19 protein-coding genes are annotated in these 22,757 nt (G+C 67.8%); 3 read left to right on the forward strand and 16 right to left on the reverse strand.

Features of this window, described 5'->3' with window-relative positions; genetic code table 11:
* Positions 1-161 precede the first annotated feature (161 nt).
* Complete coding sequence (locus tag WDN01_19405; protein MEJ0028201.1) at positions 162-578, forward strand: DoxX family protein; 417 nt, start codon at positions 162-164, stop codon at positions 576-578.
* Between the two features lie 164 nt (positions 579-742).
* Here WDN01_19405 and WDN01_19410 read toward each other — a convergent pair whose 3' ends face one another.
* The 16 genes from WDN01_19410 to WDN01_19485 all read right to left on the reverse strand — a co-directional run bounded on the left by WDN01_19410 (position 743) and on the right by WDN01_19485 (position 19,396).
* Positions 743-2,692, reverse strand: a complete 1,950-nt coding sequence (locus WDN01_19410) for a DUF2207 domain-containing protein (protein ID MEJ0028202.1) — start codon at positions 2,690-2,692, stop codon at positions 743-745.
* On the reverse strand, positions 2,670-4,691 hold the full coding sequence (locus WDN01_19415) for a DUF2207 domain-containing protein (GenBank protein MEJ0028203.1): 2,022 nt from the start codon (positions 4,689-4,691) through the stop codon (positions 2,670-2,672). Before WDN01_19415 ends, WDN01_19410 begins: the two co-directional genes overlap by 23 nt.
* Positions 4,691-5,242, reverse strand: coding sequence for a LemA family protein (locus WDN01_19420; protein MEJ0028204.1), 552 nt, complete (start codon positions 5,240-5,242; stop codon positions 4,691-4,693). The genes WDN01_19415 and WDN01_19420 overlap by 1 nt, the downstream gene beginning before the upstream one ends.
* A 52-nt stretch (positions 5,243-5,294) precedes the next feature.
* Entirely contained in the window at positions 5,295-5,636 is a 342-nt protein-coding gene (locus WDN01_19425) for a hypothetical protein (GenBank protein MEJ0028205.1), read from the reverse strand.
* A gap of 140 nt (positions 5,637-5,776) precedes the next feature.
* The gene (locus WDN01_19430) at positions 5,777-6,559 is read right to left on the reverse strand and encodes a P-loop NTPase (GenBank protein MEJ0028206.1); all 783 of its coding nucleotides are present in this window, start codon (positions 6,557-6,559) and stop codon (positions 5,777-5,779) included.
* Positions 6,556-7,581, reverse strand: a complete 1,026-nt coding sequence (locus tag WDN01_19435) for a hypothetical protein (GenBank protein ID MEJ0028207.1) — start codon at positions 7,579-7,581, stop codon at positions 6,556-6,558. The genes WDN01_19430 and WDN01_19435 overlap by 4 nt, the downstream gene beginning before the upstream one ends.
* A 176-nt stretch (positions 7,582-7,757) precedes the next feature.
* Positions 7,758-9,884: a flagellar biosynthesis protein FlhA gene (gene flhA / locus WDN01_19440; GenBank protein ID MEJ0028208.1), complete on the reverse strand. Its 2,127-nt coding sequence runs from the start codon at positions 9,882-9,884 to the stop codon at positions 7,758-7,760.
* Positions 9,885-10,033: 149 nt separating this feature from the next.
* Positions 10,034-11,410, reverse strand: a complete 1,377-nt coding sequence (locus WDN01_19445) for a sigma-54 dependent transcriptional regulator (GenBank protein ID MEJ0028209.1) — start codon at positions 11,408-11,410, stop codon at positions 10,034-10,036.
* Between the two features lie 20 nt (positions 11,411-11,430).
* A complete protein-coding gene (gene fliN, locus WDN01_19450) occupies positions 11,431-11,787 on the reverse strand; it encodes a flagellar motor switch protein FliN (GenBank protein ID MEJ0028210.1) in 357 nt (118 codons plus the stop codon).
* A 3-nt stretch (positions 11,788-11,790) separates the two neighbouring features.
* The gene (locus tag WDN01_19455; protein ID MEJ0028211.1) at positions 11,791-12,411 is read right to left on the reverse strand and encodes a FliH/SctL family protein; all 621 of its coding nucleotides are present in this window, start codon (positions 12,409-12,411) and stop codon (positions 11,791-11,793) included.
* Positions 12,411-13,445, reverse strand: coding sequence for a flagellar motor switch protein FliG (gene fliG, locus WDN01_19460; protein MEJ0028212.1), 1,035 nt, complete (start codon positions 13,443-13,445; stop codon positions 12,411-12,413). Before fliG ends, WDN01_19455 begins: the two co-directional genes overlap by 1 nt.
* Before the next feature lie 6 nt (positions 13,446-13,451).
* On the reverse strand, positions 13,452-15,086 hold the full coding sequence (gene fliF, locus WDN01_19465; protein ID MEJ0028213.1) for a flagellar basal-body MS-ring/collar protein FliF: 1,635 nt from the start codon (positions 15,084-15,086) through the stop codon (positions 13,452-13,454).
* A 187-nt stretch (positions 15,087-15,273) separates the two neighbouring features.
* The gene (locus WDN01_19470) at positions 15,274-15,549 is read right to left on the reverse strand and encodes a DUF1153 domain-containing protein (GenBank protein MEJ0028214.1); all 276 of its coding nucleotides are present in this window, start codon (positions 15,547-15,549) and stop codon (positions 15,274-15,276) included.
* A 169-nt stretch (positions 15,550-15,718) separates the two neighbouring features.
* Entirely contained in the window at positions 15,719-17,038 is a 1,320-nt protein-coding gene (locus tag WDN01_19475; GenBank protein ID MEJ0028215.1) for a flagellar hook protein FlgE, read from the reverse strand.
* 80 nt (positions 17,039-17,118) lie between these two features.
* Complete coding sequence (locus WDN01_19480; protein MEJ0028216.1) at positions 17,119-17,796, reverse strand: flagellar hook capping FlgD N-terminal domain-containing protein; 678 nt, start codon at positions 17,794-17,796, stop codon at positions 17,119-17,121.
* A gap of 10 nt (positions 17,797-17,806) precedes the next feature.
* Complete coding sequence (locus WDN01_19485; protein MEJ0028217.1) at positions 17,807-19,396, reverse strand: flagellar hook-length control protein FliK; 1,590 nt, start codon at positions 19,394-19,396, stop codon at positions 17,807-17,809.
* Positions 19,397-19,661: 265 nt separating this feature from the next.
* Here WDN01_19485 and flgK point away from each other — a divergent pair, with 265 nt between their 5' ends.
* Both flgK and WDN01_19495 read left to right on the forward strand, forming a co-directional pair.
* Positions 19,662-21,800: a flagellar hook-associated protein FlgK gene (gene flgK, locus WDN01_19490; protein MEJ0028218.1), complete on the forward strand. Its 2,139-nt coding sequence runs from the start codon at positions 19,662-19,664 to the stop codon at positions 21,798-21,800.
* 9 nt (positions 21,801-21,809) lie between these two features.
* Complete coding sequence (locus WDN01_19495; protein MEJ0028219.1) at positions 21,810-22,757, forward strand: flagellin; 948 nt, start codon at positions 21,810-21,812, stop codon at positions 22,755-22,757.

Here is a 22,757-nt window from a genome sequence, read left to right on the forward strand (position 1 = left end):
TAGCAACGCGAAGGGAAGGGGACCCAGGCGGATAGACCGGGCCCGGTCTATCCGCCTGGGTCCCCTTCCCTCGCCGCGCTTCGCGCGGCTCGCCGGGGATGACAGCCATATATCGCGCTGCGCTGTACACTCCTCCCGCTGATTCGCACGGGCGCCTCGCCATGTCGTTCTCCGAATACATCTCTCCCCTGATCGGCCGGCTGATCCTGGCCTGGTTCTTCCTCAGCGCAGCGCTCGACTACGGCAACCAATGGGACGCGACCATCCAGCTCATGGCGCTCAAGGGCATTCCGGCCGCGCCGCTGCTCCTGGCGCTGGCCCTGATCGCGCTTGTCCTGGGCGGGCTGTCGCTGGTGTTCGGTTTCCAGACGCGCTATGGCGCGGTCATGCTCTTCGGCTTCACCATCGTCGCCTCGGTGGCGATGCACGACTACTGGCTGATCACCAATCCGATCGATCGCGCCGCCGATTTCCAGGTCTTCGCCCGCAACATGGCCATCGCCGGCGGCTTGCTGCTGCTGGTCGGCCTGGGACCTGGGCCTGTCGCGATCGACAGCATAAAGCCGAAGAAGCGGTAGCGGCCCGTGTCTGTAGTTTGCTGCATTCAATAACGATGTCATACCCCGCGAATGCGGGGTACCCAGTTGACGCTTGCACCGGCAGCGCAGGTTTCAGCTGGGTCCGCCGCATTCGCGGCGGATGACACCAAGTGATGTGAACTGCCGGTCAGGACCATAACATCTCACCAGCCGCCGCCGCCACCACCGCCTCCACCGCCGCCGGAGAATCCGCCGCCGCCCGCGCCCGAGCCCGGTGCGACCGAGGCCGACGCGACCGCATTGCCGATCGATGCGCCGATGGACGAGACGAACATGGCGGTGCCGAGCGTGCTGAACGAAGCGCCCTGGTACCACATCGGCATGTAGGGATGGCTTCCTCCGCCGGCATCGCCGGTGCCGGCCGCCGCCGTCATGGCTTCGAATTTGCGGCTCCACGCGTTCTCGCAATCGAGCGCGATGGCATAGGGCAGGTAGGCCTCGAACATTTGCGGCGTGACCTCGGGCGGCTGCAAGGCTTCGAGGCGCGGCTGCTCGGCGGTTTTCAGGAACAGGGCGAATCCGTCGATCTCGTCGCGCAATTTCTGGCCGGCCAGAGTCGGCGCGCGCAGCAGCGCATAGAACGCGATCGCCGCCGCGCCTTCCGCCGCCAGGATCAGGATGGTCAGCGGCTGGATTGCGTCGTTCAGGAAGAACGTCACGCCGATCAGCGTCGCCACGAAGGGCAGGGCGCACAGCGTGCGCAACAGCGCGATGCCGAGATGCACGATGCGCGAGCCGGCGCCGCTCACGACATTGCGCCACGCCTGAAACGCGAAATAGGCGAACATGCCGGCCGCCACGCCGAACAGTCCGCTCCACAGAAAGACGAGGAAGGCGCCGGAGGGATCGTCCGACAGCAGCGCGGCGGCGAGCGCGCTCAGGCCGATGACGCCCAGCCCCGGCCAGAACCAGGCCTGGTTGCGGTTGAAATAGACCTTCTCGTATTCGTCGCTCAGGTCTTTCTTCAGCGTCGCGATGGCGGCGGCGATGCGGCCATGGCTCGCCTGCGTCAACTCGCATTCGTCCTCGCCGAAGCCGAGCAGCGCGTCGAACACGCCGGCCTCGGGCGCCGAAAGCGTTTCGCGCGGCCCATCCGCGCGCCGGAGCGTGTAGACCGGTCCCAGGAAATGCTCGGTCTCCGCGATGGCGACGGCGCCCTTCACCGCCAATCCGACGAGCGTCGCGGCGAACGCCTTGCGGTCGTAGTGCATGCGATGGATAAAGCGCGCCGCGGCCGGCGAAAGCCCACGCGGCGGCGCGAACAGCGGCACGATGGTGCCGCGCTTCGGGTCGCGCCCGACCAGTCCCCACGCGACGAGAAAATAGACGAACAGCAGGGTCAACCCCGCCAACGCGCCGGCCGCGCCTTCATTGTCGCGCAAAAGGAAACGCGCCTTATCGCCTCGCGTCGGCGGCGCCACCGCGCCCTTGGCGAAGTCGATGGCGACCGTCAGGCCTTGATTGGGATCGAGGGCCGCCGTCGTCTCGAACGCCATGGCGTTCGGCGCCAGCTTCCGCGCGATGGCGTTGCCGGCGCGCGCGCCTTGCCCGCCGGTGAAGAAGTCCGCGCCGGTGATCGTCGCGCCCGGCGGCAGATGCACCTCCGCCCGCACTCGGTCGATCCGGAAATCCCAGCCATTGCCGGTGACGTTCCAATAGATCTCGTCATGATCCTTGAGGAACGCGACCTGCCGGTCGGTGATGTAGCGGAAGCGGAAGACATGCGTCCCGCGGCTCAGCGTCGTGTCGGCGTCGCCCATCCTGAGGCGCCGCCCGTTCTCGATGCCGGATATGTCGGTGGGCGTGTCGCGGCCGTCCAGCGTCGCGCCGACCACGTCGAACGCGACATGCACATTGCCCGAGGCGCGATAGATCGTCGGGAAGTCGCGAAAGATGCCGTGGACGATGAAATCGCCCTGGGCGTTGACCGTGATCGTCTCCTCGACGTCGAGCCGGCCGTCGCGTTCCACCGCGACGTCGGCGCGATAGTCGACGATGCGCTCGATATCGTCGGCGCGCGCCGCGGATGCGGCGCAGGCGATGGCGAGAAGGACGAGGGCGCGCAGCGCGCTACCAGCCGCCGCCGCCGCCACCGCCGCCGCCCCCGCCGGAGAACCCGCCGCCGCCCGATCCCGAACTCGATCCCGGCGCGGTCGAGGCGGACGCCGCGGCGCTGCCGATCGACGAGCCGATGGACGAGGCGAAGCCCGCCGTCCCGAGATTTCCGAAATTGCTTCCCGTGTACCAGACCGGCACGTAGCCGTAGTTGTTGTCCGCGCCCATGCCGGCAGCCGCGGCCTCCGCCTCGAATTTCCGGCTCCACTGGTTCTCGCAATCGAGCGCGATGGCATAGGGCAGGAATTTCTCGAACACCTCGGGCGTGACGTTGGGCGGGTGGAGCATTTCCAGCCGGTCCTTCTCGGCGGTGACGAGGAAGAGCTTGAAGCCGTCGATCTGGTCCAGGATCGCCGCGCCCGCCGCCGTCGGCGCCTTCAGCAGGTAATAGAAGACATAAGCGAGGACGCCGCCCGCCACCAGTGCCGCGAGGGAGGCGGACGAGACCGAGAGGCCGAACATGTAGAAGGCGAAGACGAGGCCGCCGGCGAAGGGGATCGCGAAGATGCTTGTCACCACCGCGCCCGCGAAATTCGCGACGCGCGATCCGGGGCCGGCGAACACGCTCACCCAGCCTTGCCAGGCCTGGTGCAGCAGGAAGGCCGCGGCCACCGACCAGACCGACACGAACAGCATGAGCGGGATCGCGGTGCCCGGCTCCTCCGCCAGCAGCGCCGAGGCGAGGCCCGTCAGGCCCAGGATCGCGAGGCCGCCGGCGAACCAGCCGGCATTGGTGACGAAATAATGCCGCTCGCACTCGTTCTTCAGCCCGTTCTTCAGCGCCGTGATGGCGCGCTGGATGACGGTATGATTGGTCTGCTTGAGTTCGATGGAATCCGTCGGGCTGTCGAACAGCGCATCCGCCATGGCGATCTCGTTCGGCGACAGCCCGCAATCGCCCACCGTCTTGCCCGTCCGCGTCAGCGTATAGGTGCCGCCGTCCTCCGAGATGGTGAGGAAACCCTTCACCGCCATGTTGATGAGCGCCGCCGCGAACGCCTTGCGGTCATAGGCCATCTTGTGGATGAAGCGCACCGATTCCGGCGACAGGCCGGCCGGCGGCGCGAACAGCGGGATGATCGTGCCGCGCCTGGGATCGCGCCCCACATGCCACCAGGCGGCGAGATAGAAGATGGCGAGCACCAGCACGCCGAGCAGGGCGACGAAGGTCCCCGCATTGGCGACGATGTAGTCGCGGCGCAATTCCTCCGCGCTCGGCGGCAGCACCGCGTTCTTGGCGAAGCCGACGGCGATGGTGAGGCCCTGATAGGCCTCCAGCGGCGCCGTCGTCACGAAGCGGATCGTGTCGCTCGAAAGCTGATCGGCGGTCGCGTTGCGGTCGGTCGAGCCCTGGCTGCCGGTATAGACCGCGTCCTGCAGGATGCTCGCGCCCTTGGGCAGGCGCACCGTCGCGGACGCCTTGTCGATCGGAAGCACCCAGCCATTGCCGGTGACGTTCCAGTAGAGCTCGTCGTATTTGACGAAGAAGCCGATCTGCCGCGCCGTGATGTAGGTCAGCACATAGGTGTGGTCGCCGACGTCGACATAGGTGTCCTTGTCGCCGATCTTCACGCGCACGCCGTTGTCGATGCTCTCGGTCGCATAGGGCTCGTCGTGCCCGTCCATCGTCACGCCCACGACGTCGAAGCGCACATGCACGTTCGCGCCGTGCCGGTCGGTGTAGCGGGTCGGGAAGTCGCGATAGATGCCGTGCTTGATCACGTCGTCCGCGGCATGGACCTGGATGGTCTCGACCACGGTCATCGTGCCGTTGCGCGCCACCGTGATGTCGCTGTCGAAGGCGATGATGCGCTCGGTGTCGTTGCGCGGATCGACCGCGGCCGCCGGCGGTTCCGCGGGCTCCGGACGCTCCGGCACGGTGCCGCGGCGATGCAGGGGTTCGCTGGTTTCGGATTGCTGGGCGGCGGCGGGTAGGACCGCGAGGGCGAACAGCAGCGCGAGCACGCTGCGCAGCATCAGCCGAACGAGACCTTCGGCGCGTTGCGGTCGGCGGGGTTGTCGAGCTGGAAGAACTGCGCCGCGGTGAAGCCGGTCGCATTGGCGACGAGGTTGGAGGGGAATTGCTGCACGCTGACGTTCAGGTTGCGCACCGCGCCGTTGTAATAGCGCCGCGCGAGCTGGATCTGGTCTTCGAGATCGGCAAGCTCGGTCTGGAGCTGCTGGAAATTCGTCGACGCCTTCAGCTCGGGATAGGCCTCGGCCACCGCCATGATCTTGCCGATCGCCGCGGTGATCGCCTGTTCGGACGCCGCGCGCTGCGCCGGGTCCTGGCTGCCGCCTTGGCTGCGCAGCCGCGCCAGTTCGTCGAAAGTGGTGCGTTCATGCGTGGCATAGCCCTTCACCGTCTCGACCAGGTTCGGGATCAGGTCGGCGCGGCGCTTGAGCTGGGCATCGATGCCGCTCCAGCCTTCCGCCACCATGGCGCGGCGCGAGACCAGGCCGTTATAGGTCAGGATCGCCCACAGGACGACGACCACGACGACGGCGATGACGAGGTAAAGGACCATGCGGCGAAGCTAGCCGCTTCGCCGCTCGGCGTCCATGCCGGAACGGGCGTCTCTAGCGGTCGAGGATCAGTGACCGCGCGGCATGCGCGATGGCGATGGCGACGGCGAAGATCACGCCATAGGCCAGAAGCGTCAGCATGTGCAGCTCCTGGAAGGCCTTCCAGTCGGCGGTCGCATAGGCCGAGGCGTTCTGCTTGCCGATGGTGATCGCCACCGCATATTCGACCAGCGCGAAGGCGACGAGGGCCACGACCGTGGCCGAGACCACTGAGCCGAAGCTCTGCATCAAATAACCGGCGCCCAGCGCGATGACCGCCATGATCGCCAGCGTCTTCCAGTCGGAGGACAGGACGACGTCGTGGATGGCGTGCCAGATATCCATGAGAAAAGGCATGAGACCCCCGTGTGACAGACGCTTCGCGCGAACAGCTTCGGGGCCACCCCGGACCCGTGCTGCTTGTTAAGGGATCATACACCAGTTCCGATCTGCCGAGAATTCAGGCAGCGGGAAAATCCATCAATGACGATTGAGGGTTAACGCAGCCCCGCCGCCACCAGAGGCGCCCCGGACCGGCCGTGCAGCTGCAGCGCAAGGGACTCGATGGCGGTCGCCGCGAGCGTCTGCGGGAAGAGCGCGAGCAGCGGGCTTTGCCGCCGGACGGCCTCGGAAACCCGCGCATCGTGGGGGATATGCCCGAGATAGTCCGGCGTGCATTTCAGGAAGGCGCGCGCCGAATTCATCAGCGCCTCGGCGATGCGCCGGCCCTCGGTGGCGTTCAGCGCCATGTTGACGACAAGTTGCGGCACGCGTGTCGTTGTGCGGCGCAGCAAGAGTTTTGCGAACGCGTAGGCGTCGGTCAGCGACGAGGGATCGGGCGTCACCACCAGAAGGACATCGTCGGCATGGGCGGCGAAGGTCATGATCCGCGCGTCGACGCCGGCGCCCAGGTCGATCAGCACGCGGTCGTACTGCCCCGCCTGCGCCACCGCCTCGATCAGTCTCTCGATCGCGTCCTCGCCGGCATCGGCGAGCGCGCCCGAGCCGGACGGCGCCGCGAGAATGTCGAAACTGTTGTGCGGCCCGCAGGCGACGCGCGCCACGGCCTCTTTCAGGGTCTTGCGGCCCGCGAGCAGGGCGCCGAGATCGCCGGTTTCGGAAAGCCCCAGATGCACGCCGGCATTTGACAGGCCGAGATCGGCATCGCACAGAAGAACGCGCTCGCCGCGATGCGCCAGCGCATGCGCGAGACTGACCGCGATCAGGGTCTTGCCGGTGCCGCCCTTGCCCGAGCCGATGGCCGTCAGACGAGTCGTCATTGTGCGCTCCGTTGTTCGTCGAGCAGGTGCCGCGCCAGCGTCAGCGAGGTCGGCAATTCCAATCCGCCCGCGATGAAGGGCGAGCGGGTGACATGGGCGAGGGGAAGGTCCTGCGCCGCCACCGCGATCAGCGCGCCGGCGCGGCGCGCCAGGTCGGCCTGGGTGACGATGAGGCGCTTGGCGCCGAGCGCCGCAAGCGCCTGCGCGATCTCGGCGGCCTCTTCCGCGTCGTTCAGCGCCGAGACGACGCCGATGGCTTCGAGCTTGGGCGTCTGGGCGAGGGCGGCGAAGGCGGTGCGCGCCCGGGCGTCGCGCGGATCGAAGCCGGCGGTATCGACGATGACGAAGGTCTTCTTGGAAATGCATTCGCCGACCAGCGCGTTCAGCTCGGCGGCGCTGTCGGCGGTGGTGACGGCGCAGTCGAGATGGCGCGCGAAGGTCTCCAGCCGCGCCACCGCGCCGGCCCCGGCGGAGTCGGAGGCGACGAGCGTGATGCGGCGGCCTTCGAGCCGCGCATGGGCCGCGATCTTGGCCGCGACGGCGGTCTTGCCGGCGCCATTGGGTCCGACCAGCAGCAGCGCCGTAACGGCGGCCATGTCGATCGGATGGGGCTTGAAGCGCTTGTCGAGAGCGAAGGCCAGCGCCAGCGTCATGTCGGTGAGCTGCGCCTTGGCGGCGGTTTCGGCCAGGCCGTGGGCGAGCGCGTCGGGCAGGCGGTGGCGGGCGAGCGCGGCGAGAAGCTCGGTGCGACCGAACGACAGGCGCGCCTTGGTTTCGCCGGCGCCGCGCAGGCGGCGCAGCAGGCCCTCGCGATAATGCAGGTCGAAATCGGCGACCGGCGATGCGGTCTCGGTCGGCGGCGCCGGTTCGTCGGGGTCGGAGGTATCCAGCGCCGCGCGCACCATAACGCCGCCGCTCTTGGCTTTCTCGGACGCGATGATGACCGCCTCCGGCCCCATATCGGCGCGCACGGTGGCGAGCGCTTCTTTCATGTCCTTGGCGAGGAAGGTACGAAGTTGCATCTACGAGACCTCACCCTGCGCTTTTCCTCCCCCGCTGTTGCGGGGGAGGTGCCGAGCGAAGCGAGGCGGAGGGGGCCCGCCGTGCCCCCTCCGTCGCGCCTTCGCTTCGCTGCGGCGCGCCACCTCCCCCGCAACAGCGGGGGAGGAAAACAAGTCGCGCGAACCGACCAAAATCATCACACCTGCCCCATCGTGCGAAGTTTTACCGAGGCGTGGATCTCGTTCTGCGACATCACCACGGTCTGCGAACGGAAGCGTTCGACGATGGAGCGCACGAAGGGCCGCACCTGCGGGCTGGTCAGCAGCACCGGCACCTCGCCCTTGCTGCTCGCCTCGTCGAAGCGGTCGCGCACCGTCTGGATGAACGCCTGGAGCTGCGACGGCGCCATGGCGAGCTGGCGGTCCTCGCCCTGGCCGACGATCGACTCCGCGAAGGCCTGCTCCCAGGCCGGCGACAGCGCGACCAGCGGCAGGTAGCCGCCCGGCGACAGGTTGGCGTGGCAGAGCTGGCGTGCCAGCCGGGTGCGGACATGCTCGGTGATGTACATCGCGTTCTTGGTGTGGCCGACCGCTTCGGCGATGCCTTCCAGGATCGCCGGCAGGTCGCGGATCGAGACGCGCTCGCCGAGCAGGGTCTGCAGCACGCGCTGCACGCCCGTCACCGCGATCTGCGACGGGATCAGCTCGTCCACCAGCTTCTTGTTCTCCGGCGGCAGGTCGTCGAGCAGCTTCTTGGTCTCGGCATAGGAGAGCAGCTCCGACATATGCGACTTGAGCACCTCGGTCAGATGCGTCGTCAGCACCGTGCCGGGATCGACCACGGTATAGCCCTTGAAGCTCGCCTGTTCGCGCAGCGCCTGGCTCACCCAGGTCGCCGGCAGGCCGAAGGCCGGCTCGGTGGTGTGCGTGCCGGGCAGGTCGACCGGCAGGCCCTTGGGATCCATGACCAAGAGGCTGCCCGGATAAAGATCGCCGCGGCCCGAATCCACTTCCTTGACGCGGATGCGGTACTCATTGGCGCCGAGCTGCATGTTGTCCAGGATGCGCACCGCCGGCATGACGAACCCCATCTCGGTGGCGAGCTGGCGGCGCAGCGCCTTGATCTGGTCGGTGATGCGGTGGCCCTTCACGTCGTTGATCAGCGGCAGGAGGCCATAGCCCAATTCGACGCGCAGGAGGTCGAGCGCCAGCGCGGTGGAGATCGGCTCCTCCTTGGAGGTCTCCGCGGTCTTGCTCTTTTCCTCCTCGGCGCGCTCGACGGCCGCGATCGCGTCCTTCTTCTTATAGGCGACATAGGCGAGGCCGCCGGCGCCGCCCGCCAGTCCCAGGAAGACCAGCGTCGGCATGCCGGGCAACAGGCCGATGATGCCCATCACGGCCGAGGCCATGCCGAGCGCCTGCGGGTAGTAGGAAAGCTGGCCGATCAGCGCCTTGTCGGTGGCGCCCTCGACGCCGGCCTTGGAGACCATCAGGCCCGCCGCGGTGGAGACGATCAGGGCCGGCATCTGGCTGACCAGGCCGTCGCCGACGGTGAGCAGCGTATAGGTCTGCGAGGCGTCCACGAAGCTGACGCCGTGCTGCGCCACGCCGATGATGATGCCGCCGATCACGTTGATCGCCACGATCATCAGGCCGGCGATGGCGTCGCCGCGCACGAATTTGCTGGCGCCGTCCATGGCGCCGAAGAAGTTCGATTCCGCCTCCAGGTCCTTGCGGCGCCGCTTGGCCTCCTTCTCGTCGATCAGGCCGGCGGAGAGGTCGGCGTCGACCGCCATCTGCTTGCCGGGCATCGCGTCCAGGCTGAAGCGCGCCGCGACTTCGGCGATTCGGCCCGAGCCCTTGGTGATGACGATGAAGTTCACGATCACCAGGATGGCGAACACGATCAGGCCGATGACGAAATTGCCGCCCATGATCAGCTTGCCGAACGCCTGGATGACATAACCGGACGCGGCGGTGCCCTCGTTGCCGTGGCCGAGGATCAGCCGCGTCGAGGCGAGGTTGAGCGCCAGCCGCAGCATCGTGGTGATGAGCAGGATGGTGGGGAAGGAGCTGAATTCCAGCGGCTTTCGGATGAACACCGCCGTCATCAGGATCAGGATCGAGAAGCTGAGCGACAGCGCCAGCGAGATGTCGAGCAGCCAGGGCGGCAGCGGCAGCAGCAGCACGACGAGGATCGCCATGATGCCGATGGCGAGCGCCAGGTCGGAGCGCTTGAGGATGTCGACGATCTGGCCGGCGCTGAAGTTGAACGCGCCGGCGGCGGGCGCGGCGGTCGTATTGGCGGCGGAAACGTCAGCCATGGATCACCGCGGTGTTTCCTCCCCCGCGTTTGCGGGGGAGGTGGCACGCCGAAGCGCAGCGTAGGCGTGACGGAGGGGGCCCCTCCGCCTCGCTGCGCTCGGCACCTCCCCCGCAACAGCGGGGGAGGAAAATGTATGCGCGATCGCGTTCATCCCGCCGCCACGCGCTGTTCGCCGTGGTTGGGGATCGCCAGGCCCGATTGCGAATATTCCCGCAGCTTGTTGCGCAGGGTGCGGATCGAGATGCCCAGGATGTTCGCGGCATGCGTGCGATTGCCCAGGCAATGGTCCAGCGTGTCCAGGATCAGGTCGCGCTCGACATCGGCGACGGTGCGCCCGACGAGGCCGCGCGTCACCGCGACCGCGTTGTTCACCGCGGTCTGCACCGGCGCGGGCAGATCGCTCACCGCCCGGTTTCCGACCTGGGTGCCGTCCGGAAGGCGGATCGCCTCGGGCTGGATGTCCGGCCCGCTCGCGAGGAGCACGGCGCGATGGATGGTGTTCTCCAGCTCGCGGACATTGCCGCGCCAGGGATGGCCGGCGAGCAGCCTCTCCGTCACGGGCGCGATGGCGCGATAAGCCACGCCGTTGGCCTGGGCGTATTTGTGCGCGAAATGCCGCGCCAGCGCCTGGATGTCCCGCGGGCGCTCGCGCAACGCGGGCAGCCGAAGGTTCACGACATTGAGGCGATAGAGCAGGTCCTCGCGGAACGTGCCGTGCTTCACCGCTTCGGCGAGGTCGCGGTTGGAGGTCGCGATGATGCGGATGTCGACCTTGACCGGCTTGGTGCCGCCGACGCGGTCGATCTCGCGCTCCTGGATGGCGCGCAAGAGCTTGGCCTGCAGCCGCGCGTCCATCTCGCTGATTTCGTCCAGCAGCAGCGTGCCGCCATTCGCTTCCTCGAACTTGCCGATGCGCCGCGCGATGGCGCCGGTGAAGGCGCCCTTCTCATGGCCGAACAATTCGCTTTCGAGCAGGTTCTCGGGGATCGCGGCGCAGTTGACCGAGATGAACGCCTTGTCCGCACGCTGGGACTTCCTATGGATATAGCGCGCCATCACCTCCTTGCCGGTGCCGCTTTCGCCGGTGATGAGGATCGAAGCCTCGCTCGGCGCCACCTGGTCGGCGAGGGAGATCACCGCTTCCATCGCGGGATCCTCGAAGATCATCTGGTGGCTTTCGTCGGCCACGGCCGCCAGCACGGCGGCGATCAGCTCGGGATCGGGCGGCAGCGGCAGGTATTCCTTGGCGCCGGCGCGGATCGCGTCGACCGCGCTCCTCGCATCCGTGCCGATGCCGCAGGCCACGACCGGCGTGCAGATGCGCTCGGTGGAGAGCCCGCGCACGAGCTGGCCGATGTCGCATTTGACGTCGCAGAGCACGAGGTCGGCGCCCTTGCCGCCGCGCAGGCTCGCCAGCGCCTGTTCGATGTCGATGGCGTGGGTCACCTTGGCGCCGCGGTCCATCGCGATCTTGGTCGCGGTGGTGAGCTGGCCTTGGAGCTGTCCGACGATGAGTAGTCTCATGGCACTCTTCCTTCCGCCGCTTACGACTGACCGGCTTTGATGATTTCCGTCATGGTGACGCCCAGGCGGTCCTCGACGAGGACGACCTCGCCGCGCGCGACCAGCCGGTCGTTGACGTAGATGTCGATCGCCTCGCCGACCTTGCGGTCGAGCTCGACGATGGTGCCCTTGCCGAGCTTGAGGAGCTGGCTGACCTCCATCGCCGACTTGCCGAGCACGGCCGAGACCGTGACGGGCACGTCGAACACCGCTTCCAGGTCCTGGGCGGTGCGCTTGATGTCGGCCTCCTGCGAGGCGTCGTTGGTCAGGAGCGCGTGGCCCGTGCCCGGCGCGTCATGGCCCAGATCGGGCAGATCGACATTGTCGCTGGCTGCCATGGTCTATTCCTCCGACGGATGTGAAAAACGCCGCGCGATCAGTTCGCCGATCGCGCTCTCGATCTGCTGGGCGGACCGTTCGGCCCCGCCGCCGCGCCATTCGATGCGGCAGTCCGCGGCGCCCATGGCCGCCTCGCCGCTGACCACGACGCGGCCCTCGAAGCCTTCCTCATGCGCGATCTCCGCAAGCTTGGCGCGCAGCAATTCGGCGACGAGCGGGCTGGTGTGGAGCACGATGCGCGGCTCGCCGAGGGCCTGGTGCAGGGCATGGCGCAGCACGTCCTCGACGTCGGCTATGGGCAGTGCCGCGACGGCGGCACCGGCAAGCTTGCGCGCCGCGGCGAGCGCGAGCATCGAGGCTTCCTCGCGCACCTCGTCGGTCGCTTTTGCCGAGCGCGTCACGACGGCCTTCAGCGCCTCGACCAGCTTGGTCACTTCCTGCGTTTGGGCTTCGGCGGCGCGGACCTGGCCGGCCTTCATGCCCTGCTCGCGCGCGCGGGCGGAGAGCTGGTCGATCTCGTCCATCGTATAGGCGCGCTTCTGGCGCGCCCGCGCGGCGTTGGAGACGAGGTCGCCCTCGGGGCGGAATTCGATGTCGAAGGTGTATTTCGCGGCTGTGCTCATCAGTACACCAGCTCGTCTTCGGCGTTGCCGTTGGCGATCATGATCTCGCCCTTGTTGGCGAGGTCCTTGGCGACGTTGACCATGCGCATCTGCGCCTCGTCGACGTCCTTCAGGCGCACCGGGCCCATCGCCTCCATGTCCTCGCGGAGAATCTTTCCGGCGCGCTCGCTCATGTTGGAGAAGAACACGTCGCGCAGCGTGTCGGTCGAACCCTTGAGCGCCAGCCCCAGCTTGTCCTTCTCGACATGGCGCAGGAGCGTCTGGATCGAGCCCGGATCGAGCTTGCCGAGGTCCTCGAAGGTGAACATCAGCGCCTTGATGCGCTCGGCGGAATCGCGGCTTCTCTCTTCCAGCGCGGTGACGAAGCGGCTTTCGGTCTGGCGGTCGAAATTGTTGAAGATTTCCGCCATGTGCTCATGCGCGTCGCGCTTGGCGGTGCGGGCGAGGTTGGACATGAATTCGATGCGCAGCGTCTGCTCGACCTTGTCGAGGATCTCCTTGGGCACCGATTCCATCCGCAGCATCCGCTGCACGACCTCAAGCGCGAATTCCTCGGGCAGCGAACCCAGCACGCGGGCGGCATGCTCCGGCTTGATCTTGGAGAGCACCACCGAGACGGTCTGCGGATATTCGTTCTTCAGGTAGTTCGCCAGCACGGTCTCGTTCACATTGGCGAGCTTGTCCCACATGGTGCGGCCGGCCGGTCCGCGGATTTCCTCCATGATCTGGGAGACTTTTTCCTCCGGCATCATGCGCGAGAGCAGCCGCTCGGTGGATTCGTAGGAGCCCATCAGCGAGCCGGTGCCGGACATCTGCGACACGAAATCGACCAAGAGCTTCTCGACCAGGTTGGAGCTGACCGAGCCCAGGGTCGACATGACCTGGGACACTTCCTTGACCTCGTCCTCGTCCATGAGCTGCCAGAGGCGCTGCGAATGCTCCTCGCCCAGCGACAGCATGATGATGGCCGAGCGCTCGGCGCCCGTGAGCTGGCGGACGTCTTCCTTGGTGGCGGATTTGCTGCGGGGTGCCATGGTCTCTTATGCCGGTTCGTGGAGCCAGGTGCGGATGATGGCCAGCGCTTCCTCGGGATGCGCGCTGACCACTTCGCCGACCTTCTTGATGGAGGAATCGCGCACCTGCCCCTCGAACTGCGCGATGTCGATGGAGGACCGTTGCGGCGCCGCGATGGCGAGCGGCTGGCCGCTGGCGTCGAGCTGCGGCGTGCCGGGCGAAGGCGCGGCGCCGGCCGGCGCGGGCAGGGCGCCGGCGACCACCGGGCCGCCGCCGACCGTCGTGGTGGTCACGGTGATCGGCGAGAACATGCGCGCGATCAGGGGCCGCGCCACGAAGAAGCCGATCAGGAGCGCGGTCAGCGACAGGATCGCCACCTCGATGATCTTGAACCAGTCCTGGCCGTCGAGGCCGAGCAGCGGCGTCGGCGCCGGCGTGCCGTCGCTCACATCCATGCGGGCGAACGCCATGTTGTCGACCTGCACGATGTCGCCGCGCTTGGCGTCGAAGCCGATCGCCGACTTCACCAGATCGGAGATCTGCTTCATCTCGGCGGCGGTGCGCGGCTTGTAGGCGCCGCCGGTGCCCGGCGTTCCGTCCACCACGACCGCGACGGAGAGCCGCTTGATCGCCCCGCCGTCGACGGTGGAGGTCGTGATGTCCTTGTTGATCTCGTAGTTGGTGGTTTCCTCGGTGCGCGAGGCGTCGGATTTTCCGGCGTCGCCGGCCGGCGTGGGAGGGGCGCCGGGAAGCGCGCTGCCGACCGACACCGCCGCGGCGCCGCTGCCATTGGAATCGGTGTTGTTGGATTCGACCGTCTGGGTCGAGCGGACCACCTTGCTGTCCGGGTCGAAATGCTCGCTCGTCGTCGAGGTATGGGTGTATGACATGTCGGCCGTGACCTGCACGCGGACATGGCCGGGCCCGACCACGGAGGCGACGATGGATTCGACGCGATTGCGCAGCCGGTCCTCGAAATCGCTGGTTTCGGTGGCTTCGCCGATCGAGGCCGCGTTGGGTCCGGTCTTGCCGTCGCCGCCGGCGAGCAGGTCGCCCTTGTCGTCGACCACGGCGACGCGCTCCGGCGTCAGCCCGGCGACCGCGGCCGCCACCAGGTGCTGCACCGCCAGGACCTGGCCGCGTCCGAGCACGCCGCGCGTCTTGAGCACGACGGAGGCGGTGGGCGACTGGTCGTCGTGCGAAAAGATCTCCTTCTCCGGGATGACGAGGTGCACGCGCACGCCGTCGACGCCGTCGATGGTCTGGATCGACCGCGCCAGCTCGCCCTCGAGGGCGCGCAGGCGGTTGATGTTCTGCACGAAGGCGGTGGCGCCGAAGGCGTCCGACTTGTCGAAGATCTCATAGCCGACGCCGGCCGCCGGCAGATTGTCGGAGGCCAGCGTCATGCGCAGCTTGGTCACGTCGTCGGCGGGAACCAGGATCGTGCCGCCGTCGCCCTTGGCCTCGTATTTGACGTTCAGCGAGTCGAGCTTGGCGGTGACGGCCGCCGCGTCGCGCGGCTCCAGGCCCGAGAACAGGATGGATTTGGGCGGCTCGGTCAGCGCGCCGGCGATGTACAGGAAGAATGCGGTCAGCGCCGCGGCGACGCCCGCCATGACGCCGAACCGCGCCGCACCGATCGCTTTGACGAATTCCGGCAAAGTGCCCTCCGCTCTCGAACGCGAAGCCGAAGGGGCCCCGCGCCGTGCTAGGCAAACATTGCCGTGCGGATGGTAAAGCCGGACTTAACGATGGACTGCGTCAAAGCGAATGGCGAATGGCCGATAGCGGGTAGGGATTCGATAACCTTTTTCGTCCCGCGCTCCCCCACTCGCTACTCGCCATTCGCTAGTTACGATACTGCTGCACGCGCGTGGCGCGCAGGCCCGGCATGCCGAAGCGGTCGATCGCGCGCTGCCAGGCGAGGAATTCCTCCACGGTCAGCGTGTAGCGCTTGCAGGCGTCGTCGAGGCTGAGCAGGCCGCCGCGCACCGCGGCGACCACTTCGGCCTTGCGGCGGATGACCCAGCGCCGGGTTCCCGGTGGCGGAAGGTCGGCGAGCGTCAACGGGCTGCCGTCCGGCCCGATAACGTAGCTCACGCGTCCTTTTCTTTCTTCGACCATGTTTTCTGGTCTCCCAACTTCATTACCCTCGCGCAAGCTACGCGCCCGGCCTCTAAGATTTTGCCAAGGGGCGTGGTAAACGAAGTCGTACGATTGCTCTTCCAATTTTACCGTTTGCGGAACTATCGGCGCCGCGCCTGCGGCGGGCGCCGATGTTTCCGCGACTGCGTTACTGGATTTGTTCCAGCGTCTGCAGCATTTGATCGGCCGTGGTGATGATACGGGCCGACGCCGAATAGGCGCGTTGCGTCGTGATCAGGTTGGTGAACTCGGCGGCGAGATCGACGGTCGAACCCTCGAGCGCCTTGGACTGGATGGTTCCGGCGCCGCCAAGAGAGGCTTCGCCGATGGTCGGCGCGCCGCTCGCATTGGACGCGGCATAGGCGTTGCCGTCCACCGCCTGCAATCCGTCGGGATTGGCGAAGGTGGCGACCGGCAGCTTGAACACTTTCTGCGTCAGGCCGTTCGAGAAGTGCGCCGACACGAAGCCGTCGGAATCCACCGAGACGCTCGACACCGCGCCGAACAGCGAGCCGTCGACCGAGGACGACACCAGCGCAGACGGGTTGTCGAACTGCGTCACGCCGTCGGAATTGCCCGGCGTGCCCATGTCGAGGGAGATCGTCTGCGGGTTGAGGCCCGAAGCGGCCGCCCAGGGGATGGTGACGTTGATCGACCCGGTCGGCGTCGCGGACGCCGTGTTCGCCGTCTGCAGCGTGCCGTCGGCGTTGAAGGCCATCGTGCCCGAGGCGATCAGGTTGTTCGTCGGGCTGCCGATATTCGCGCCCGCCCCCTGATAGGTCACTTCATACGCCCAGGTGTTGGCGCCGGTCTTGGTGTAGGAGATCTGCAAGGGCTGCGTGCCGCCCTGGCTGTCGTAGATGTTGATGGTGCGCTGGAAATCCGGCGTGACGGCGCCGGACGCCATGGCGCCCGCGGTGTAGGGCGAGGTGATCGTCGTGCTCGACTGCAGATTGGCCTTGAACGACAGCTTGGTGGTCGCTTCCGCCTTGCCCGACAGGTTGTTCAGGTTGATGTTGGTCAGGTCGTTGCGGTCGGTCGGCACATTGCCGCTGCCGTCGAGCGGCCAGCCCATCAGGTAGAGCCCCGCCGCGTTCTGCAGATTGCCGCTGGAATCGGGCAGGAACGAGCCCGCGCGGGTATAGAGGTAGGACTGGCTCGCGCCCGAGCCGCCCGAGGTCGGGCTGACGACGAAGAAGCCGTTGCCCGAAAGCGCCAGGTCGGTGTTCGACTGGGTCGAATTGATGCCGCCCTGCGCCGTGACGTTCTGGATGGTGTGTGAGATCACGCTGGCCGAGGCATCGCTGCCCGAGCCGGCGCTGGACGCCAGCAAGGTCGAAAACGCGCTGTCGCTCGTCTTGTAGCCGACCGTGTTGACGTTCGCGATGTTGGACGAGGCGACGCTGAGGGCCTGGCTGTTGGCGCCAAGGCCCGCGACGCCGATCATCATTGCGCCATACAAGCTCATTGTTTTCACTTTCCTTCCGCTGCGCGCCGGCTTCGGCCGACGCTGAGCGTTTCAGGCGCCCGTTTCTCGGGCGCAGGGTTTCAATCGAGGCTCTGGACGCCCGCGACGTCGGTGAGCTGCACCGGCATCGGGCCGACCATCAGCACGGGCGAGGCGCCGGTCATGTCGACCTCGCCCACCACGCCGGTGCTGGTCACGGTCGAGGTGACGGTGCTGCCGTCCGCCGCGGTCGCGGCTACCGTCAGCTTGTAGGTGCCGTCGGGAAGCTGCGTGCCGTTGGTGTTCTTGCCGTCCCAGGTGAAGGCGTGGGCGCCCGACGCGGTCTCGCCCGTGCCGCTATAGACCACGGTGCCGTTGGTGTCGGTGACGGTGAGCTTGGTGTTCGTCGCGGTGGTGTCGAGGTTGTAGGCCCAGATCGCCTGGCCCTTGGCGAGCGGCGCCTGGCCGTTCGCGATCGTCACCGCCTTGCCGAGATAGGATACCGCATAGGAGCCCGTCTGGCTCGAGCCCTGGCCGATCAGGGTCTTGAGGTTGTCGTTGGTGTTGATCTGCTGCTCGACCTGGCTGAACTCGACCAATTGCTGGGTGAACTGGTTGGAATCCATCGGATTCATCGGATCCTGGTTCTGCAGCTGCGTGGTGAGCAGCGTCAGGAAGGTGTCGAAATTTCCCGCGAGCTGCTGCTGCGCCGTCGGCGGCGTGGTGGCGGGGGGCGTCGTACCGGGGGGCGGTGTCGTGGAACTGGGAACGGTCGTCATGGCTGTGGCCTCAGACTCGGATGTCGAGCCGTGTGTCGCTCGACGACACCTGGCCCAGGGAAACGGTGGATGCGGCGCTGTCGACGGCCGCGATGGCGCGCGCGGCGAGCGTGCGGCCGCGCGAGGAGGCGGCGCTGCCGCCGCCATGGCCGCTGCCTTGCTGCTGGCCCTTGAGCGAGAAGGCGAGGCCGTTCTGCGACAGGTCGAGGCCGGCATCCTTCAGCGCGCGTTCGAGCTGCGGCTGGTCCTTCTGCAGGAGTTCGAGGGTCTGCGGCTTCTCGACCGACAGCATGGCCTGCGCCTTGCCGGCATCGTCCACCGTCAGGCGCACATCGACGCGGCCGAGCTCGGCCGGGTCGAGCCGGATGTCGAAATGCCTGGAGCCGCCTTCCGATTTCGATGCGATGTTGAAGGCGAGCGTCGCGATGTCGGGCTGTGCCGGATGGCCGATCTGAAGCTGGGCCGAGACCGCGGCGTTGGCGGCCGCGGGCTGCGACGGCGCGGCCGGCGCGGCGGCAAGAATGGGCGGCGCCGGTTGCGGCGGCGCGGTTTGCGCATGGGCCGGCGGCGCGGCGGCGGGCGCATCGGGAAGCTGCGGTGCATTCGAGGACGTCTGCGTCGCTTTGCTGTCCGGGTTCGGGGGAGCGGACGGATCGGTCGCGGGCGGCGTCGCCGGCTTCGCGGCATCCGCCGGCGCATGCACCGGCAGCGCGCTCGCCACCTTCTGATCGGTGAAGACGCGGCCCAGCGCCTTGCCGGCGTCGGCGAGTGCCGATGCGGCGGACTGGCGGCCCTGCGACTTCGCGTTGCCGATCTGCGGCTTGGCGGCGTCGCCCGGCTGGGCCGGTTTGGCGATCGTGCCGGCCGGCTGCATCGCCGCGGCGGCAATATCGGTGGCGGCCTCCTGCACGGGGACGGTGGGCAGCGGGGCAGCTTGCGGCGCGGCCGGGGGCGCTGCCGTTTCCGGGTCGGTCGCCGGCGCGGGATCGGAGGGCGGCGCCGTGGTCACCGTCGCCGGATCGACGACGTTCGGCGTCGCAGCGCTCGCGGGCTGCGGCGGCGTCTGCGCGAGGTTCGGATCGGTCGCGTCGGACTGGCGGTGCGCGGCATGCGATGCCATGCGCCCCGGCTGTGCGCGAACGCCGCGATGCGGCGCGTCCGCGGTCTTGAGCGGCTTGGCCGATGGGCTCTTCGACACATCGGGCGTCGCGTCCGGATCCTCGGCGGCGGCATCGCTGCGCGGTTTGGCGGACACCGCGTCGTCGCTATCGCGCGCCACGGCATCGTCCGCCTCGGTGGGGACGGTTTGCGCCGCTGCCGGTGTCGCAACGCCCGTTTGCGCAACCGGGGTCGACGCGTCGGACGGCGCGGGATCGGCCGCGACCGGCAGCGAAGGATCGCCGGCGGTCTGTACCGAAGGATCGGGCGCGCTCGGCGCATCGCTCGGCGCGGCGGTGACGTTCGCGCCGCCGGCGGCCTGCACGATCTCGTCGAGCAGGGCGGCGAACGCATCGTCCGTTGCCGTCGGCGGTGCAACGGCGCCGCCCGCGGCAATGGCTTGCCGTCCGTTGGTCACGACATTCGCTGCAAGGGTGCTCACAAGCCGATCCGCGCTGTTCCGCACGGCGTCGTAGCAAGGCCCGGACCAGATGGTTTTCGCGCGCCTTTGCGCGTCTTACGGCGAAAGCCGCCGCCGCGCGGTCGGCGCGAGGGGGCACGAACTGCCGCGACCGGCAAACTCTGCCGGCCCGGGTGACGATTCCTGCCGCGGCGACGGCGCAATGCCTGCGAAAATCGCGCGAAAGCCATGGCATAGGCCTTGCGATCCCGTCTTCGGCGGCAAAGCAATTCGCGGGATCGATCGCGTGAGTTTGAACGGCATCGCAGCGTCGGCGCTCAGCGCGCTCCAGACCAACAGCACGGCGCTGCGGGTGGTCTCGAACAACGTCGCGAACCTCAACACCCAGGGCTATGCGCGCCGCGTCGTCAACGAGGCGACGCTCAGCAATGGCGGCACGCTCGGCGGCGTCACGATCGCCGACATCCAGCGCGTCGCCGACCAGTTTCTCGATGCCGAGCAGCTCGCATCGGGCGCGTCGTCCGCGCGCTACGACACCCAGGCATCCGTCTTCGACCAACTGAACGGCATCTTCGGCCAGCCCGGCGACGGGACCAGCCTCACCGCGCAGCTCAGCAATGTGTCCGCCGCGCTCGGCCAGGCGGCCCTCGCGCCCACGTCCAGCGCCAACCAGGTCGGCACGCTGAACAGCCTGCAGAACCTCGCGGCCACGCTCTCCAGCCTGTCCTCGCAGGTCTCCGGCCTGCGGGGCCAGGTCGACCAGCAGGTCGCGGCGACGGTCACCGGCGCCAACGCGCTGATCAAGCAGGTCTACGACCTGAACATGCAGATCAAGACGGCGCAGTCCGGCGGCGACACCGCCTCGGCCCTGCTCGACCAGCGCGACACCGCGCTCCAGAGCCTGTCGCAGTTCGTCGGCGTCCGCACTGTGCCCCAGGACGACGGTCGCATCACCGTGATGACGAATGACGGCATCAGCCTCGTCGGCGACAGCTACGCGCAACTTTCCTATTCACCGGGCGCCAACAACGGCACCTATGGCTCGATCACCACCCAGGACATCAATCCGGCCTCGGGCCAGCCGATCTCGCCGCCGCAGAATTTCGAGCCGCACCTGGATTCGGGCAAGCTCAAGGGCCTGCTCGACATGCGCGACGGCACGCTGTCCGATCTCGGCCAGGAAATCGGCAATCTCGCGCGCACCACCGCGCTGGCTTATAATACGCAGCACAACGCCAACACCGCCTTTCCGCCGCCGGCCTCGCTGACCGGCCGCAACACCGGCCTCACCGCCGCCGATGCGCTGAACTTCTCCGGCAAGACGACGATCGCCGTGACGGATTCCAGCGGCACGATGGTCAGCCGCATCGACGTGAACTTCGGCGCCCGCACGATTTCGGTCAACGGCGCGCCCGCCACCTCCTTCGCCAACACCGTCGGGGGCTTCGCCACCGCGCTCAACACCGCGCTCGGCGCCAATGGCAGCGCCAGCTTCGCCAACGGCGTGCTCAGCGTCTCCGCGTCCGGCGGCAACGGCATCGTCACGCAGGACGACGCGACCACGCCGGCCGACCGCGGCGGCTCGGGCTTCGCGCAGTTCTTCGGCCTGAACGACCTCTTCCGCTCCGCCGCGCCGTCGATCCTCTCGACCGGGCTTTCCGCCGGCGATGCCAGCGGCTTCGCCGCCGGCAGCCAGATCAGCCTGCAGCTCAAGGGTCCCAATGGCGAGGTCGCCAAGACCGCGACGGTCACGCTGACCGCCGGCATGACGATCGGCAATGTGGTGACGGCGCTCAACACCGCGATGGGCGGGGCGGCGACCTTCACGCTCAACCCCGACGGCTCGATCGGCGAGACCCAGTCCAACAGTCTTTCGACCTATTCGCTGAACGTCACCAACGACACCACGGCGCGCGGCAACACCGGCATGAGCTTCAGCCAGCTCTTCGGCATCGGCACCAACCAGACCGCGCTCGCGGCCTCCGGCTTTTCGGTCAACAGCCAGATCGCGGCGGCGCCGCAGCGCCTCGCCTTCGCGACCGCGCAGATCACATCGTCGACCTCGGCGGGCGATGCGATCGTCGGCCATGGCGACAATTCCGGCGCGGTGGCACTGCAGAATGTCGGCTCGGCGACGCAGAGTTTCGCCAAGGCGGGCGACATGGCGGCGCAGACCGGCGCGCTCAGCGACTATGCGGCGGCGTTCTACCAGGACGTCGCGACCCGGGGCTCGGCCGCGGCCGCGAACCAGGCCGCGCAGGACGACCGCTTCCAGGAGGCGCAGTCGCGCCAATCGGCGAATTCGGGCGTCAATCTCGACGAAGAACTCACCAACATGATGACCTATCAGCAGGCCTATAGCGCGGGCGCGCGGATGCTGTCGGTCGTCCAGCAGCTCTACGACACGCTGCTGCAGATCCAGTAAGAGCGAGCCATGACGATCGAGCGCACCTCCACCTCCGGCCAGTCGCAATTCCTGCTGTCGCAGATCCAGTCCGCCGTGCAGCAGCTCGACAAGACCCAGGCCCAGGTCGCCAGCGGCAAGGCGTCGACCGACTATTCGGGCCTCGGCGACAAGGTCTCGGTGCTCGAAGCCGCGCGCACCGCCGCCAGCAAGGCCGACGCCTACCAGGCGAGCACCACCCAGGCGGTGAGCCAGGCCGATCTCCAGGATTCGCAGCTCAGCTCGCTGTCCGACCTCGCCAACCAGCTCCGCCAGGCGATCACCACCTCGGTCGCGAACGGCGACGGCTCGACGCTGATGGCGACCGCGCAGGGCATCTTCGACCAGGCGAGCCAGATCCTGAACACCAAGGACGCCAACGGCAATTATCTCTATGGCGGGGAGAAGGACAACACGCCGCCGGTCAACGTCACCTCGCTGTCGCAGCTCGCGGCGCTGCCGTCGGTCTCGGGGGCGTTCTCCAACGGCACGATGAAGAAGTCGGTGATGGTCGGCGACGGCCAGAACGTGCAGGTCGGCGTGCTCGCCTCCGACGTCGCCACCGGCCTGATGCAGACGCTGAAGGACCTCGCGAGCTTCGATGCCGGCCCGTCCGGCAATTTCGCCGCCACCCAGAACCTGACCCAGGCGCAGAACAGTTTCCTCACGGGCGAGATCCCGACCGCGGCGGACGCCGCGACCGGGGTGAACGCCGCCGCCGCCGCGAACGGCTTCGTCTACAACCAGCTCAAGGACGCGTCTGATCACCAGACCGCGCTGTCGACGCTCTACAAGGGCTTCGTCTCGGACATCGAGAACGTCGACATGCCGACCGCGATCACCCAGCTCAACCAGAACCAGATCGCGCTCCAGGCCGCGCTGCAGGTCACGGCACAGCTGAACCAGGTCTCGCTGCTGAACTATCTGCCGCAGTCCTAG

The sequence above is a fragment of the Rhizomicrobium sp. genome (assembly GCA_037200985.1).
Taxonomy (GTDB): domain Bacteria; phylum Pseudomonadota; class Alphaproteobacteria; order Micropepsales; family Micropepsaceae; genus Rhizomicrobium.

Excerpts from the sequence above, each read along its gene's own strand:
- flhA (MEJ0028208.1), bottom strand. The coding sequence starts at position 9,884 with ATGGCTGACGTTTCCGCCGCCAATACGACCGCCGCGCCCGCCGCCGGC.
- WDN01_19415 (MEJ0028203.1), bottom strand. The coding sequence starts at position 4,691 with ATGCTGCGCAGCGTGCTCGCGCTGCTGTTCGCCCTCGCGGTCCTACCC.
- WDN01_19475 (MEJ0028215.1), bottom strand. The coding sequence starts at position 17,038 with ATGAGCTTGTATGGCGCAATGATGATCGGCGTCGCGGGCCTTGGCGCC.
- WDN01_19445 (MEJ0028209.1), bottom strand. The coding sequence starts at position 11,410 with ATGAGACTACTCATCGTCGGACAGCTCCAAGGCCAGCTCACCACCGCG.
- fliG (MEJ0028212.1), bottom strand. The coding sequence starts at position 13,445 with ATGGCACCCCGCAGCAAATCCGCCACCAAGGAAGACGTCCGCCAGCTC.
- WDN01_19455 (MEJ0028211.1), bottom strand. The coding sequence starts at position 12,411 with ATGAGCACAGCCGCGAAATACACCTTCGACATCGAATTCCGCCCCGAG.
- WDN01_19425 (MEJ0028205.1), bottom strand. The coding sequence starts at position 5,636 with ATGCCTTTTCTCATGGATATCTGGCACGCCATCCACGACGTCGTCCTG.
- WDN01_19495 (MEJ0028219.1), top strand. The coding sequence starts at position 21,810 with ATGACGATCGAGCGCACCTCCACCTCCGGCCAGTCGCAATTCCTGCTG.
- WDN01_19420 (MEJ0028204.1), bottom strand. The coding sequence starts at position 5,242 with ATGGTCCTTTACCTCGTCATCGCCGTCGTCGTGGTCGTCGTCCTGTGG.
- fliN (MEJ0028210.1), bottom strand. The coding sequence starts at position 11,787 with ATGGCAGCCAGCGACAATGTCGATCTGCCCGATCTGGGCCATGACGCG.
- WDN01_19430 (MEJ0028206.1), bottom strand. The coding sequence starts at position 6,559 with ATGACGACTCGTCTGACGGCCATCGGCTCGGGCAAGGGCGGCACCGGC.
- WDN01_19470 (MEJ0028214.1), bottom strand. The coding sequence starts at position 15,549 with ATGGTCGAAGAAAGAAAAGGACGCGTGAGCTACGTTATCGGGCCGGAC.
- WDN01_19480 (MEJ0028216.1), bottom strand. The coding sequence starts at position 17,796 with ATGACGACCGTTCCCAGTTCCACGACACCGCCCCCCGGTACGACGCCC.
- WDN01_19405 (MEJ0028201.1), top strand. The coding sequence starts at position 162 with ATGTCGTTCTCCGAATACATCTCTCCCCTGATCGGCCGGCTGATCCTG.
- WDN01_19435 (MEJ0028207.1), bottom strand. The coding sequence starts at position 7,581 with ATGCAACTTCGTACCTTCCTCGCCAAGGACATGAAAGAAGCGCTCGCC.